This window comes from Nostoc sp. TCL240-02 (assembly GCF_013343235.1).
In the GTDB taxonomy this organism is placed as follows: Bacteria; Cyanobacteriota; Cyanobacteriia; order Cyanobacteriales; family Nostocaceae; genus Nostoc.
In genome coordinates, this window is the sequence record NZ_CP040094.1 from 1,884,135 (window position 1) to 1,898,473 (window position 14,339).

Consider the following 14,339-nt stretch of genomic DNA (forward strand, 5'->3'; position numbering starts at 1 on the left):
AGTATTCAACAACTTGGATTTAATACTTTATTTATGGTCGGATTTTATCAAATTTGTGTAAAAAAATCACTGAATTTCAGAAGAATAGATTGATGCTAGTGTTCACCAAGGTTAAGCTGATAATAATATGAACAGGAAGCCTTTTTGTCCTGATAACTAGAATGAACGCTAACAGTTTATCAATTAGTCAGGAAAATACCCATAGTGTTACGTCTAACTCTAACCAGATAAATGTGCAAATCGCACAAGAAGAGGTTTATAGCTTCTTCGTGGAAATTGTCAAAAAGCTGTCACCAGATGATGTTTTGCGAGAATTCAAAGGTTTATTTTTAGACGGTCTTGATTCAGAAGAGTCAGATTATATTCCTGGGATATATAGTATTTTTTTAGATGATAATGAGCAAGAATTATGTAATACACTCAAACGGTGTTGCTACATTATAGTTAATAATTGGAAGACTAATCGAAAAGATAAATATATCCAAGAACTAGTTAATTTATTTGTTAATGAAAATCTCAATGTCAAAGACAATAACGATCCAGTAGTAAAGATTTGCAAGACTTGGTTAAAGAATTTTGTCAACAGCAAAGACTACCAAGAATTGAAATTATTTGCTGCTAAATATGATGAATCATATAAAGGTCATTGGGCTAATCGCTATAGTTCTTATTTATTAATCGATCAATCTGTTAATAAGAATAATCCCATAGAGCAACAAGAGGCTGCTAGAAAGCTTTCTAAACAGATAAAAGAAAAATTTAAGTTTGAACTGGCAATGTATATTGCTCGTTCTCAATCTACCATTTCAAGCACAGCACGCTATAAAAATCCTAGTGTTTTGGGAGACCAGGCTCTGCGTTTAATAAAAGCAATTGTTTTAAAAAGAGGTATTTTTAGTCATGAAAATATTGCTCATATATTTATCAAACAAACTCAAAATCAAACTCTAGAACAATTTAAAATTAATCTCGAAAAATATCTATTTCTTTCTATAGGCAAACAAGAATCAGTTGAGACTTGGAAGCAGCAATTTATAGGTGTTTTATCATCATGGAAAAAGGATTATAATCAGGAATTGATCACCAAAGAATTGTTTTTGAGAACCTGTAATCGAGTCATCGATTACTTGACAATAGAAAACGGCAAGGAACCTTCATCATTATTTATATTATTAATTAGTCAAGGTCATGCTCTAACATTGGTAATTATACTTTTAAAAATAATTCTAATTTGTAATAATTCCCGTCGTCATTTAGAAACTCGGATTGCCCATTTGATTCGTTTTTACGAGAACTATTCTGAAGATGAATGCAAAGGTGTAATAAATTTTATGGAAATTTTTAATATTACGTTTGCAATTTATGCAGAAAACGTAGAATATAACTTGATTAAGATGGAAGAGGAACAAAGCAGTAATCCGCAGTTGAATCTGGATGGTTATCGTGTGTTTTCACAGATGAAAGTAGATAGACCCAAATGAGTTTTGCCTAATTTATTATTTAGGAAGGCGTTCGTCTAAGTAAGCGAGGGTAGCGCCCGCAGTTTCAGCTAGAATACTAATGAGGCGATATAGAGCGATCGCACTGAATACTAGGGCCGCTGGAAAGTGATGTTGCAAAAGTTGATATGCAGTCGCCTCAAACACACCTAAACCACCAGGCGCACCCGGAATCACAAAACCTAACAGCCAAGCGCAACTAAAAGCCCCTAGCAATAAAGGAATTTGATTTACGTTCAACGAACCCAGGGCGGACATAGTTAATATAAACCCAGTGGCGCGTAGTCCCATAAAGCCCAATTCTCCTAATAAAGGGCGTACAGGGTAGTTTTTAAGACTGAAGGGAACAGTTGGTTTTGTAGCAGTAGACTTTTTTGCTTTTAATCTGTATAAAAAGCAAATAACTGGGTTTAAAAACCGGGGATGAATCGCAGCAAGAACTACAGCTAAACTCAGTAATTGTAGTATTTGGATAACAAGGGTAGTATTAGCTGCTGCAAATTGGCTACTGCATAAGACAATGATGATTAAAGCAGCCGCTAGCATGAGTAGGGGTTCTAGCAAAACGCTTAAAGTGGCTGCACCAGCAGAAATGTTGGCATTTTTGGCGGCGACAATTCGCCCGTAGTGGTGCCAGATATTACCTGGTAAATACTTGGCGATGTTCGTTTTTAGGTAAACTTGGATGAATTGGGGAGATGATACAGATTGATTTAAATCTTGCAGAATCCAGGTCCAAATCCAGCCGGCCCAAGTATGTGCTAGTAAAGTTACCCCTGTAGCGATCGCTATAATTGCCCATCCTACCCCATTAATGCGAATAGCAGTCACTCCAATCCAATTATCCTTCAAGGCTTTTGCTAAAAAAAACAGCGTTCCCCCCAAAATTATCCAGCGTAAAAATTGCTTCATAAATTTAGTAATTTAACGGTTAAGCAGCAAGGGACTAATGCCTCAACTATTACAGCACATCAGCTACCTATCTAAAGCTTTTGAAGTATCAAATAAGTTGATGTCGCTCTTTTGACGACAACCATATTATCTTAGTTTATATCTCCCTAGAGTTAGATAAAAATATTGTTCTTGTACTAATTAAAATGTGACTTGCGCTAGAGGCAAAACTTATTTGATTATTCATATCCTAAATAAAGGTTATTAAAAGATAAGCCGACAAAAACAAGTGAAAAAATATGCTGAATAATCTCATGATTCAGCATATTTATCTGCTTATTAATAGTTTAGTAAGGAGGACTATGTGAACGCTGTGATAGCTTTCTTGAAAAAACTGCGACTGCGCCAAATGTTAACTATCTTTTTAGCTAGACTGTAAAAGAGGCTGTTGAAGAAGCTTCCGGTTTTTTGAAAAATAAGACAGATGAAGCAAAAGCAAGACCTGAATTACAACCTAATCCAGCAGTAAACAGATAAGACTCTTATTTTGTCTGAATGCTTGGAATGCAAAATTAATTTCAAATGCCATCTTGGTTGAAGTTTAACTAGTCACAAAAAAATGCAAGGAGTTAGAACTATGAAAAAAGCAATGACTTGGCTGAAAAATATTCGTCCTTTGAAAGTTTTAACTGTTTTTTTAGCAGGGATGTTTCTATTTATGGCACAAGCTTGTGGGGCTCCAGGAGTAGCAACACAACCACCACAGCCAGGTTCCCAAGCACCTAACGTTAAGCGATACGATCCTACAAAAGATTATCCTCTGAATTCTCCTGCTGGTGGGATGAATAACTTTAGTGATGTAGATCCCAGAGCGAAAGATGAAAAGGCAGCAAATGACAGAGCTAGTGCGCTAGTAAAAAATGCTCAAAGAAACATCGAGCAGAAAGGAATTGACAGCCGAGAGCAATATGGCAGGAATTTTCAGCAAGGCACACCCCTTGGTGCAAGAGTGAAGAACCTGGGTGAAGATGTTGGTAGTTCTGCTGAGGAATTGCGCGAAGGTGTTGTTAAGGGGACTCAGCGTGGATTTGAAAATCTCAAAGGAAATACCCAGAATGCTGCCGAAGACCTGACAAAAAATGTTCAGCGTGGGGCTGAGGATGCTGGTAAAAATGTTAAACGCACAGCCGAAGATGCAGGCGATGCAGTGAAGGGAGCAGTCAGAAACGCTGATTGAAATTAGTTATTCAATCTCCTGCAAAAATATGAAAGCGCCCATAGAGTAAAGTCTGGGGCTACCAAAGCAAAGCCTGCATAAGCAGGCTTTGCTTTGGTTTTAGGTGGGGTTTAATTTCCTTGAACTCTATTCATAGATATCTCTAGAAATTAAATATGCGTTATGCCCTTGTAGAGACGTAGCAATGCTATGTCTCTACATTCTTTTTCACCAGCTAACGAGTATTTGAACTGCGTGAACGAGTATTTGAACTCCGTGAGCAGTTTTTTTATGCTGTCGGTAATTGCCTGCAACTGCGCTGTAGTAGAGTGTAACTAATTGATAGCGCTGTGAATAAAATCCTAATTTGTTCAGCTAATCCTCAAAATAGGGAAAAACTGCCCTTGAATGACGAAGCACAGAATTACCCAAATTCTGTACAAGATTCACTCGCAACTAGACAAGCTTTTCCACTCAAAAAGCTGAAGGAAGACAAGGTTAATAGTAATGTTAAACTCATCGGCTAAACGCATCTTCATCAGCTACAAGCGTAATGCTAGCCCCGATGAGTCGGTGGCGGTGCAAGTCTTCCAGGCACTATCGCAGCAACACAAAGTCTTTATCGACCAAACCATGTCCGTTGGCACACGCTGGGCTGAATGTATTGAAGCAGAAATCCGCCAAGCTGATTTTCTGATTACTTTCCTTTCAGCTTTGTCAACCAACAGCGAGATGGTGGTGGCAGAAATAGAGACAGCACACCACTTGACAAAATCACAGTCAGGACGACCGATAATTCTCCCGGTGCGTCTGGCGTATCAAGAACCGCTCTTGTATCCTTTGAGTGCTTACTTAAATGGGATTAACTGGGCATTCTGGAAAGATGCAGAAGATACGCCGCGCCTAATTGCAGAGTTGTTACAGGCTCTTTCTGGCGGTGCATTGGCTATTAGTGAAGAAAAATTGAAAGCAGATTTACTCCAGATGAGTCAGCCGTCACTGCTACCTCATCCCTTTCCTTCAGCACAGCCAGTTTCGCTGGAAATGCCGGAAGGAACTATGGAATCGCAATCTACTTTTTACGTAGAACGCTCATCTGATGCCCTTACTTTAGAGACTATTGAGCGGCAGGGTGTGACAATTACAATTAAAGGCGCCCGGCAAATGGGCAAAAGTTCGTTGTTAATCCGCACAATTAATACTGCTGTGAATGCAGGAAAGCGGGTTGCTTTACTGGATTTCCAATTGTTTGATAAAGCTGCCTTAACTAATGCCGATCTTTTCTTTCGCCAGTTCTGTACTTGGTTAACTGATGAACTGGAAATGACTGACAAAGTTGATGAGTATTGGAATATGCCTTTGGGCAATAGTCAGCGTTGCACCCGCTATGTTGGCCGCTATTTGCTCAAAGAGTTTGGCAACCCCATTGTCTTAGCAATGGATGAAGTTGAAAGGGTCTTTGATACTGATTTTCGCTCTGATTTCTTTGGAATGCTGCGAAGCTGGCACAATAGCCGCGCCACTACTCCCATCTGGAAGCAACTGGATTTGGCACTGGTTACTTCCACTGAACCCTACCAGCTAATTGATAATCTCAACCAATCCCCCTTTAATGTTGGGCTAGTAATTGATTTAGAAGATTTTACCGCAGCACAGGTTGCTGATTTAAACCGCCGTCATGGTTCACCTTTCAACGCTAAGGAAGAAAAGCAATTAATAGCGTTACTGGGTGGACATCCTTACTTAATACGCCTTGCACTCTACTCAGTAGCTAGCGATCGCTTCTATCCTACCGAATTATTTGCCAATGCGATCGCAGAGGATGGCCCCTTTGGTAATCATTTGCGTAATCACCTCTTCCGGCTGCATAACAAACAGGAGTTAGTTCAGGGTATGTTCCAAATAATTCGCCAGAATACCTGTGAAGATGAGCGCATCTTTTTCCGGTTGCGGGGTGCGGGTTTAGTGCACCGAGAAGGGCGTGTAGTGTTTCCCCGTTGTCAACTTTACACCGATTATTTCCGGGAGCATCTTCGTGGGTAATCCAAGCATTTACACTGTTGGCGGGACGGTACAGGCTGGCGGTGGGATTTACATTCCTCGTCAAGCTGATGAAGAATTACTCGGTTTATGTCGGTCGGCAACTTTCGCTTATGTACTAACGCCGCGTCAAATGGGTAAATCTAGCCTGATGGTACGCACGGCGCAAACCCTGACGGACGAGGGAATTCGCTCGGTAATTGTTGACCTTCAAGAATTGGGGGCAAGTGTCACAGCCGAACAGTGGTATTTTGGGTTTTTAGTCAAGCTAGATGACCAACTCATGTTTGATACAGATGTGGTGAGTTGGTGGCAACAACACGAGCATCTGGGAGTATCGCAACGGCTGACACAGTTTTTTGAGAGAGTTTTGCTGGCTGAGGTTGAAGGGCAAGTGGTGATTTTTGTCGATGAAATTGACTCTACCCTCAGCCTGGATTTTACCGATGATTTTTTTATCGCCATTCGTTATCTCTATGTTGCCCGTGCGACTAATCCTGAATTTGGGCGACTTTCTTTTGTCTTAATGGGCGTAGCGACTCCCGGCGATTTAATCAGCGATGCCAAGCGCACACCATTTAATATTGGACAGCGTGTAGATTTAACTGATTTTACCTTAGAGGAAGCTTTACCCCTGGCTGATGGTTTGGCATTACCCAGTGATGAGGCCAGCCAGATATTACGCTGGATATTGAACTGGACAGGCGGACACCCATATTTAACCCAGCGTCTTTGTGGTGCATTGTTAACAAAGAATCCAGAATTTGTAGAGACGCGATTTATCGCGTCTGATGTAGACAGAATAGTTAACAGCACATTTTTGGGCGCAATGAGTGAGCAAGACAATAACCTGCAATTTGTCCGCGATATGCTGACTAAACGCTCACCAGACCCGGAGGTTTTGACTATTTACCGCGAGATTCGCTGGGGTAAGCGGGCGGTTGTGGATGAGGAGCAGTCTTTAGCTAAATCTCACTTGAAGCTATCGGGGGTGGTGCGGCGAGAGAATAATGTTTTGCGGGTGCGGAATAAAATCTATCGGCAAGTCTTTGATTACAAGTGGATTAATAAACATTTGCCGTTTAACTTGCGGGATAGGTGGGAACAGCTTAAACCTGCGCTGCCTTATGTAGCGATACTGGTAATATTTTCGGTTTTAATGACGGGAGTGGCTGTGTATGTGAATAACAAACGTTTGACTGCCCAAGATGCCCGCAATAAAGAAGAACAACAGCGTCTAGAAGCCGAAACTCAACGCAATGAGGCAAAGCATCAGGCTGAAAATGCGCGAACACAGCAGCAAAAAGCAGAGGAACAAAGCCGGGAGGCACAAAAGCAAAAGCGCATTGCTAAACAAGAAAGTGAAAGAGCTAAAAAAGGAGAGGAGCAAGCAAAGTCTGCACAACAATTAGCTGAAGAAAGGGGAACAAAGTTAGCAATTGCACTTGATAAAACCAAAACTGCTGAACAATTAGCAAAGGATAGACAGGCAGACGCTGAAAGACAGCGAAATATTGCCCAAAAACAAGAACAGCAAGCAACTGCCGCCAAAGCAGATGCAGATAAACGCCGAATAAATGCCGAAATTTTTGCCCAAAGCCTCAAATCACAGAACTTAATGGCATCAAATTTACAACTTGATGCTTTAGTCACAGGCTTGAAGGTAGGAAAACGACTCAAAACACCAGATAAAAATGTAGAACCAGATACCCGCGTCTTTGTAGTAGCCACACTCCAGCAGGTGCTTTATGGAGTCAAGGAACGTAACCGACTAGAAGGTCATAGCAATTCGGTTTCGGGCGTGGCATTTAGCCCCGACGGTCAAACCATTGCCTCTGCAAGTTGGGACAACACTGTGAAGCTGTGGAATCGCAACGGGCAACTCCTGCAAACTCTCCAAGATAATAGTTTGGTTTCGGGCGTGGCATTTAGCCCCGACGGTCAAACCATTGTCTCTGCAAGTTCTGACAACACGGTGAAGCTGTGGAATTGCAACGGGCAACTACTGCAAACTCTCCAAGGTCATAGCAATTCGGTTTGGAGCGTGGCATTTAGCCCCGACAGTCAAACCATTGCCTCTGCAAGTGATGATAAGACGGTGAAGCTGTGGAATCGCAACGGGCAACTCCTGCAAACTCTCCAAGGTCATAGCAGTGGGGTTTGGAGCGTGGCATTTAGCCCCGACGGTCAAACCATTGTCTCTGCAAGTGATGACAAGACGGTGAAGCTGTGGAATCGCAACGGGCAACTCCTGCAAACTCTCCAAGGTCATAGCGATTCGGTTAGGAGCGTGGCATTTAGCCCCGATGGTCAAACCATTGCCTCTGCCAGTAATGACAAGACGGTGAAGCTGTGGAATCGCGACGGGCGACTCCTGCAAACTTTCCAAGGTCATAGCAGTGAGGTTTGGGGCGTGGCATTTAGCCCCGACGGTCAAACCATTGCCTCTGCAAGTTCTGACAACACAGTGAAGCTGTGGAACCGCAACGGGCGACTCCTGCAAACTCTCCAAGGTCATAGCAGTTGGGTTAATGGCGTGGCATTTAGCCCCGACGGTCAAACCATTGCCTCTGCCAGTAATGACAAGACTGCAAAGCTGTGGAATCGCAACGGGCAACTCCTGCAAACTCTCCAAGGTCATACCAGTTATGTTAATGGCGTGGCATTTAGCCCCGACGGTCAAACCATTGCCTCTGCAAGTTGGGACAAGACTGTGAAGCTGTGGAATCGCGACGGGCGACTCCTGCAAACTTTCCAAGGTCATAGCAGTTGGGTTTGGAGCGTGGCATTTAGCCCCGGCGGTCAAACCATTGCCTCTGCCAGTAATGACAAGACGGTGAAGTTGTGGAATCGCAACGGGCAACTCCTGCAAACTCTCCAAGGTCATACCGGTTCGTTTTTAGGCGTGGCATTTAGCCTCGATGGTCAAACCATTGCCTCTGCAAGTTCTGACAACACAGTGAAGCTGTGGAACCGCAACGGGCGACTCCTGCAAACTCTCCAAGGTCATAGCAGTTGGGTTAATGGCGTGGCATTTAGCCCCGACGGTCAAACCATTGCCTCTGCAAGTGATGATAAGACGGTGAAGTTGTGGAATCGCAACGGGCAACTCTTACAAACTCTCCAAGGTCATAGCAGTGGGGTTAATGGCGTGGCATTTAGCCCCGACGGTCAAACCATTGCCTCTGCAAGTTCTGACAAGACGGTGAAGTTGTGGAATCGCAACGGGCAACTCTTACAAACTCTCCAAGGTCATAGCAGTGGGGTTAATGGCGTGGCATTTAGCCCCGACGGTCAAACCATTGCCTCTGCAAGTTCTGACAAGACGGTGAAGCTGTGGAATCGCAACGGGCAACTCTTACAAACTCTCCAAGGTCATAGCAATTCGGTTTCGGGCGTGACATTTAGCCCCGACGGTCAAACCATTGCCTCTGCAAGTTTTGACAACACAGTGAAGCTGTGGAATCTCAATTTGGATGATTTAATGGTTAAGGGTTGTGCTTGGGTGCGCGATTATTTGCAAAATAACCCCAATGTGAATGAGAAGGATAAGCATTTATGTGATGATATTGGCACAAGCAGGTGATAAACCTCTCCCTGCCTTGAACTAAAGTTCAAGGCAGTCCCTCTCCGAGTCGGAGAGGGACGGTTTTGTGTAGTAAAAGCAGGGAGAGGTCTTTTGGTTGGGGTACGCGGAGAGATTTCTGTAATGAGCAGCCCCAACTTAGAATAAATTTGCCAGACACCACGAACAAGCAAAGCTTCATAACGAAATTTATGCCTTTGTTGATGAAACTCATGAGTTTGTTGATGAAACTCATGAGTTTGTTGATGAAACTCATGAGTTTGTTGATGAAACTCATGAGTTTGTTGATGAAACTCATGAGTTTGTTGATGAAACGCATGCGTTTGTTGATGAAACTCATGCGTTTGTTGATGAAACTCATGCGTTTGTTGATGAAAGCTTATATATTTACGTGTTATCACTTATATGATTTTATAATAATGGTACGTCACCGAAGAATCTTATGGTGCGTAGGCGTAGCTCGTTGTAGCGATCGCTTTTGCTCTAATATGGTTCGGTTAAGGTTTTTAATGAAATAATGAAAATTCTAGATCGCAATGATGTGATAAATCATCACCAAGACGCAATAAATCGCCGCCTCTACAATAAAGAGACGGCAATTTATCGCGTCTTTTGCTTTAACCGAACTGTATTAGCTTTTGATGTAATCTGAGAAAATACGTCGTAGCGATTGCTCATTCATCAGCAATACTACAAATACTTCTGCAACAATAACCCTAACTTTTCCTTCGTCGCTGCTGGTGCTTTATCCAACTGAGTCAAAATCGCATACTGCAAAGCCGAATGCGCCTCACTGGTTGGGGGATTTTCACTCAAGCGCCGCACAGTTTCTTGAATTACCTTCTGAGCATTCGCAGCATTCCGCAGCAAATTGCCAATCACCAATTCCACTGTCACACTGTCATGGTCTGGATGCCAACAATCATAATCTGTCACCAGTGCTAAGGTTGCATAAGCAATTTCCGCTTCCCTTGCTAACTTCGCCTCTGGTAAATTTGTCATGCCAATGATTGTTGCACCCCAACTGCGGTAAAGATTCGATTCTGCCTTTGTGGAAAATGCTGGCCCTTCCATGCACACATAAGTCCCCCCTCGATGGAGAGTAACTTCTGGTAAATTGAGAGATGCGATCGCATCTGCCAACACAGCAGCCAAATTCTTACAAATCGGATCGCCAAAGGCAATGTGAGCCACAATTCCCTCACCGAAGAATGTTGAAATCCGATTTTTCGTTCTGTCAATAAACTGATCTGGCACTACCATATCCAGTGGTTTTGCCTCTTCCTTCAAGGAACCCACCGCACTAGCTGAAATTAAATACTTCACGCCCAATTGCTTCATCGCATAGATATTAGCACGAAACGGTAATTCTGAGGGTAACAGCGTGTGATTGCGGCCATGACGCGCTAAAAAAGCTACTCTTGTACTATCCAATGTCCCCAGAATCAAAGCATCAGACGGTGAACCAAAGGGGGTTTGGATATGCACCTCTTCTATATCTTTGAGCGCATCCATTTTATACAGACCACTGCCACCAATAATCCCAATACTAGCTTGAGCCATGATTCTGAACCTGTTCCTTACCGATCTGCTAAGTTATTTTACCGAAAAGGGGAGTAGCAGAGAAGCCAAGTTCTAGCTAGAGCAAATTTCTGGGTAACTGTTTACTTTGGATGTCTTGCCAAACTATTGTTTACTCAACGCTTAGAAGCGAGGAAAGCACATTGATTCTATTAATTTGCGATCGAGATAATCCGAAATCGTTTGACTTCCGGGCTTTAACAATTAAATCTTCGATAATTTGTACACATTAATAGTTAAGATTCGCCCTTAAATTAATCGCCATCATAGGTTTAACCAATGCTTAATGTATACAAATATTAAGTAAATGTACTTCTGAGCAGCGAAACAAAGCAAGCGTTATACTTTTTGGAAAAGGCTTATTTTAACCCCTGCTTTTAACATTTTCATAAATCAATGGCTCTCAATTTTCGCTTTGCGGTAGTTAGCGACTTACACGTCGCACTTCCCCACACAATCTGGGATCATCCTAGCCGTTTTCATCTGGTAGAAGTCAGTATCTCGGCGTTTAAAAGTGTACTGGAACATTTAATACAACTCGATTTAGATTTCTTATTGTTACCAGGAGATTTAACCCAACACGGCGAACCAGAGAACCACGCTTGGTTACAACAATATTTAGGCCAGCTACCTTTTCCTGTCTATGTTGTTCCTGGTAATCATGACGTTCCTGTGCTGTTGGCCGATCAGCAATCAATCGCTTTTGCAGATTTTCCTTACTATTACACAAAGTTTGGCTATGAAGATCCGCAGCAGATTTACTACGTTCGTCAATTACTCCCTGGAGTTAAGCTGATTGGACTGAATTCTAACTTCTTTAATGACCAGGGTGAGCAAGTGGGGTGTTTGGATGCCAAACAGCTACGGTGGTTAGAAGAGGTACTGGCGGCATCTGTTGATGAATTAGTTTTGGTGATGGTGCATCATAATGTGGTGGAACATTTGCCCAATCAGGCGAACCATCCACTGGCAAATCGCTATATGTTGTCCAATTCAGCAGAACTATTGCAGTTACTAAAGCGCTACGGAGTCAAGCTAGTATTTACGGGGCATTTGCACGTTCAGGATATTGCTTACTCAGATGGAGTATATGATATTACCACTGGTTCTTTAGTCAGCTATCCTCACCCTTATCGGGTGCTAGAGTTTCATCGCGATAACCAAGGTAAAGAATCGTTGCAAATTGTATCCCATCGGGTAGAGTCAGTGCCTGATTTCCCCGACTTGCAACAGTCATCGCGGCAATGGATGGGCGATCGCTCTTTTCCCTTTTTAGTCAAGCTACTAACTCACTCTCCATTAAACTTACCACTATCACAGGCAAAAAGATTAGCTCCTAGTTTGCGAGACTTCTGGGCAACTATTGCCGATGGAGATGCAGTCTTAGACTATCCCCAGTTTCCATTAGAAGTGCGTCGCTATATTGAGACTTATAGTGCATCAGCACAGTCCAACCCAGGCATGGCCACTGGTGGAACTCTTACACTGATTGATAATAACAGCACACTTTTGCTGCGTTAGGAGTGATGAGTATCCGTGTGAAGGTAACTTTTTTGTCTGAGTTGAATAGACATCTCCAAAAAAGAATGTAGAGACGCGTTAGCGTAGCGGGACGAAGTACAATTTCGCGTCTCTACATGGGTTATGAATAACGCATATTTAATTTCTGGAAATGTCTAATGCTTGGCTGTAAATTACCTTCTTCTCCTATCAAAAGAAAGTCACCTTGACAAGGCTACTCCCAATCCCCAATTCCCCATTCCCCAATTCTTAATTCCCAATATCTTCATTCCAAAGTTCGGGATTTGTTCCAATAAACTGACTCATCATTTGTTCGCAATCGTCAAGATTAAGATCAATTACTTCCACACCGTGAGATACCATAAATTCTTTAGCACCAGGAAAAGTTTTGGATTCTCCGACGATGACTTTTTTAATCCCAAATTGCACCACAGCCCCAGCGCACAGGTAACACGGCATTAAAGTTGAATAGAGTGTAGTGCCTCTGTAGCTGCCAACTCTCCCAGCATTGCGGAGACAATCGATTTCCGCGTGCGTGACAGGATCGCCATCTTGCACACGTTTATTGTGTCCTTTGCCGAGAATTTTGCCATCTTTGACAAGAACCGAACCAATAGGAATTCCACCCTCTTGTCTGCCTTGTTTTGCTTCTTGAATAGCAACTTCCATAAACTCATCCATATTAATATCTCCTTTTATGTCAAAACAACTTGTATTAATGGATCATGATGGCGGTGTAGATGACTATCTGGCAACTATGCTGCTTTTGACAATGGATCATATCGAACTCCTTGGTGTTGTCGTCACTCCAGCAGATTGCTACATTCAACCGGCTGTTAGCGCCACACGTAAAATTCTCGATTTGATGGGATTTTCTCATATCTCAGTTGCAGAAAGCACTGTGCGCGGCATCAATCCATTTCCTACTCTCTATCGCCGTGATTCCTTTATCGTTGACCATCTTCCCATTCTCAATCAAAGCGAAACCATTACTACGCCTCTAGTTGCCGAAACAGGTCAAGATTTCATGATTAAGGTGCTGCGCGAGGCATCAGACCCCGTAACGTTGATGATAACTGGGCCGTTGACCACCGTTGCAGTAGCTTTAGACAAAGCACCGGATATTGAAGCCAAGATTCACAAAATTGTTTGGATGGGAGGTGCATTAAATGTCCCTGGTAATGTAGAAAAAAGTTTAGAACCTGGACAAGATGGTTCTGCTGAATGGAATGTTTACTGGGACGCGGTTTCAGCAGCACGAGTCTGGGAAACACAAATTGAAATTATTATGTGTCCTTTGGATTTGACTAATAATGTCCCAGTTACATCAAAATTAGTGCAAAAAATGTGGCAGCAACACCACTATCCCATCTCTGATTTAGCTGGACAATGTTATGCGCTAGTTATCCCCCAGGATTATTATTTTTGGGATGTGCTGGCGACAGCTTATCTAGGACATCCAGAATTTTATCAATTGCGCGAATGGGAAACAGAAATTATCACCACTGGAGTCAGTCAGGGACGGACTAAAGTAGTTCCTGGTGGTCGGAAAATTTATGCGATGGATAAAATAGATAAAGACGCTTTTTATACTTATATCTTGCAGCAATGGGCAAGATAAAAAACTAAAAAATATTAGGTGGCGTGGATACTCAAACTCGCTATCGAAAACTAACGACCAAGCTCACAGGATACAGACAACCTCTGCAACTCAATCGATAGAGGAAGACGACGCAACTTGCGATAAACGTCAGCTTATCGTGTGCGATCGCATGAATTGACAGTTGTAGAATTTGATAACCCGCAACTAGGGTTATTATTTATCGCCAGAAGCTACTTCATGTAGAAAAAGTTACACTTATGCGTCAGTGGTCTGCACGTCAAGCTTCCAAATTAAAGAAAAGTGATTACCGCCAAGGCTATCTCAGCCAAAGGAAGAATTAAGGATGTGAAAAAGTATTCAATAGACAATTTGCTGAAAGCGATTAGCGTGAATCAGTTTTGA

Annotated in this window: 11 protein-coding genes and 1 pseudogene; 9 read left to right on the top strand and 3 right to left on the bottom strand. The window is 42.6% G+C overall.

Going from position 1 to position 14,339, the window contains the following annotated elements:
* The first annotated feature begins 161 nt into the window (after positions 1-161).
* Positions 162-1,481: a hypothetical protein gene (locus FBB35_RS08120; RefSeq protein ID WP_174709228.1), complete on the top strand. Its 1,320-nt coding sequence runs from the start codon at positions 162-164 to the stop codon at positions 1,479-1,481.
* A 15-nt stretch (positions 1,482-1,496) separates the two neighbouring features.
* Here FBB35_RS08120 and FBB35_RS08125 read toward each other — a convergent pair whose 3' ends face one another.
* On the bottom strand, positions 1,497-2,411 hold the full coding sequence (locus FBB35_RS08125; protein ID WP_174709229.1) for a lysylphosphatidylglycerol synthase domain-containing protein: 915 nt from the start codon (positions 2,409-2,411) through the stop codon (positions 1,497-1,499).
* Between the two features lie 411 nt (positions 2,412-2,822).
* Between FBB35_RS08125 and FBB35_RS35700 the strand changes: the two are divergent.
* The 6 genes and pseudogenes from FBB35_RS35700 to FBB35_RS35410 all read left to right on the top strand — a co-directional run.
* Positions 2,823-2,927 (top strand): annotated as a pseudogene (locus FBB35_RS35700) (DUF6658 family protein); the annotation flags it as partial.
* Between the two features lie 100 nt (positions 2,928-3,027).
* Entirely contained in the window at positions 3,028-3,627 is a 600-nt protein-coding gene (locus FBB35_RS08130) for a hypothetical protein (RefSeq protein WP_174709230.1), read from the top strand.
* Positions 3,628-3,956: 329 nt separating this feature from the next.
* Positions 3,957-4,133: a hypothetical protein gene (locus FBB35_RS08135; protein WP_174709231.1), complete on the top strand. Its 177-nt coding sequence runs from the start codon at positions 3,957-3,959 to the stop codon at positions 4,131-4,133.
* Entirely contained in the window at positions 4,114-5,649 is a 1,536-nt protein-coding gene (locus FBB35_RS08140; protein WP_174709232.1) for an AAA-like domain-containing protein, read from the top strand. Before FBB35_RS08135 ends, FBB35_RS08140 begins: the two co-directional genes overlap by 20 nt.
* Complete coding sequence (locus FBB35_RS08145) at positions 5,642-9,232, top strand: AAA-like domain-containing protein (RefSeq protein WP_174709233.1); 3,591 nt, start codon at positions 5,642-5,644, stop codon at positions 9,230-9,232. The genes FBB35_RS08140 and FBB35_RS08145 overlap by 8 nt, the downstream gene beginning before the upstream one ends.
* Before the next feature lie 517 nt (positions 9,233-9,749).
* Positions 9,750-9,884, top strand: coding sequence for a hypothetical protein (locus FBB35_RS35410; protein WP_302480958.1), 135 nt, complete (start codon positions 9,750-9,752; stop codon positions 9,882-9,884).
* Positions 9,885-9,922: 38 nt separating this feature from the next.
* On the opposite strand, the gene FBB35_RS08150 is transcribed toward FBB35_RS35410, so the two are convergent.
* Positions 9,923-10,795, bottom strand: a complete 873-nt coding sequence (locus FBB35_RS08150; RefSeq protein ID WP_174709234.1) for an S-methyl-5'-thioadenosine phosphorylase — start codon at positions 10,793-10,795, stop codon at positions 9,923-9,925.
* A 414-nt stretch (positions 10,796-11,209) separates the two neighbouring features.
* On the opposite strand from FBB35_RS08150, the gene FBB35_RS08155 reads away from it, so the two are divergent.
* Complete coding sequence (locus FBB35_RS08155; RefSeq protein ID WP_174709235.1) at positions 11,210-12,334, top strand: metallophosphoesterase; 1,125 nt, start codon at positions 11,210-11,212, stop codon at positions 12,332-12,334.
* A gap of 249 nt (positions 12,335-12,583) precedes the next feature.
* Here the strand turns inward: FBB35_RS08155 and FBB35_RS08160 are convergent, their stop codons facing one another.
* Positions 12,584-13,015, bottom strand: coding sequence for a nucleoside deaminase (locus FBB35_RS08160; RefSeq protein WP_174709236.1), 432 nt, complete (start codon positions 13,013-13,015; stop codon positions 12,584-12,586).
* Positions 13,016-13,031: 16 nt separating this feature from the next.
* On the opposite strand from FBB35_RS08160, the gene FBB35_RS08165 reads away from it, so the two are divergent.
* Positions 13,032-13,955 carry a nucleoside hydrolase gene (locus FBB35_RS08165; RefSeq protein ID WP_174709237.1) on the top strand — a complete coding sequence of 308 codons (924 nt, stop codon included), beginning with the start codon at positions 13,032-13,034 and terminating at the stop codon, positions 13,953-13,955.
* Positions 13,956-14,339: the final 384 nt, after the last annotated feature.

Bases quoted from the DNA above. Each gene is read 5' to 3' on its own strand.
- FBB35_RS08120 (WP_174709228.1), top strand. From the start codon at position 162: ATGAACGCTAACAGTTTATCAATTAGTCAGGAAAATACCCATAGTGTT.
- FBB35_RS08125 (WP_174709229.1), bottom strand. From the start codon at position 2,411: ATGAAGCAATTTTTACGCTGGATAATTTTGGGGGGAACGCTGTTTTTT.
- FBB35_RS08130 (WP_174709230.1), top strand. From the start codon at position 3,028: ATGAAAAAAGCAATGACTTGGCTGAAAAATATTCGTCCTTTGAAAGTT.
- FBB35_RS08140 (WP_174709232.1), top strand. From the start codon at position 4,114: ATGTTAAACTCATCGGCTAAACGCATCTTCATCAGCTACAAGCGTAAT.
- FBB35_RS35410 (WP_302480958.1), top strand. From the start codon at position 9,750: ATGAAAATTCTAGATCGCAATGATGTGATAAATCATCACCAAGACGCA.
- FBB35_RS08150 (WP_174709234.1), bottom strand. From the start codon at position 10,795: ATGGCTCAAGCTAGTATTGGGATTATTGGTGGCAGTGGTCTGTATAAA.
- FBB35_RS08155 (WP_174709235.1), top strand. From the start codon at position 11,210: ATGGCTCTCAATTTTCGCTTTGCGGTAGTTAGCGACTTACACGTCGCA.
- FBB35_RS08160 (WP_174709236.1), bottom strand. From the start codon at position 13,015: ATGGATGAGTTTATGGAAGTTGCTATTCAAGAAGCAAAACAAGGCAGA.
- FBB35_RS08165 (WP_174709237.1), top strand. From the start codon at position 13,032: ATGTCAAAACAACTTGTATTAATGGATCATGATGGCGGTGTAGATGAC.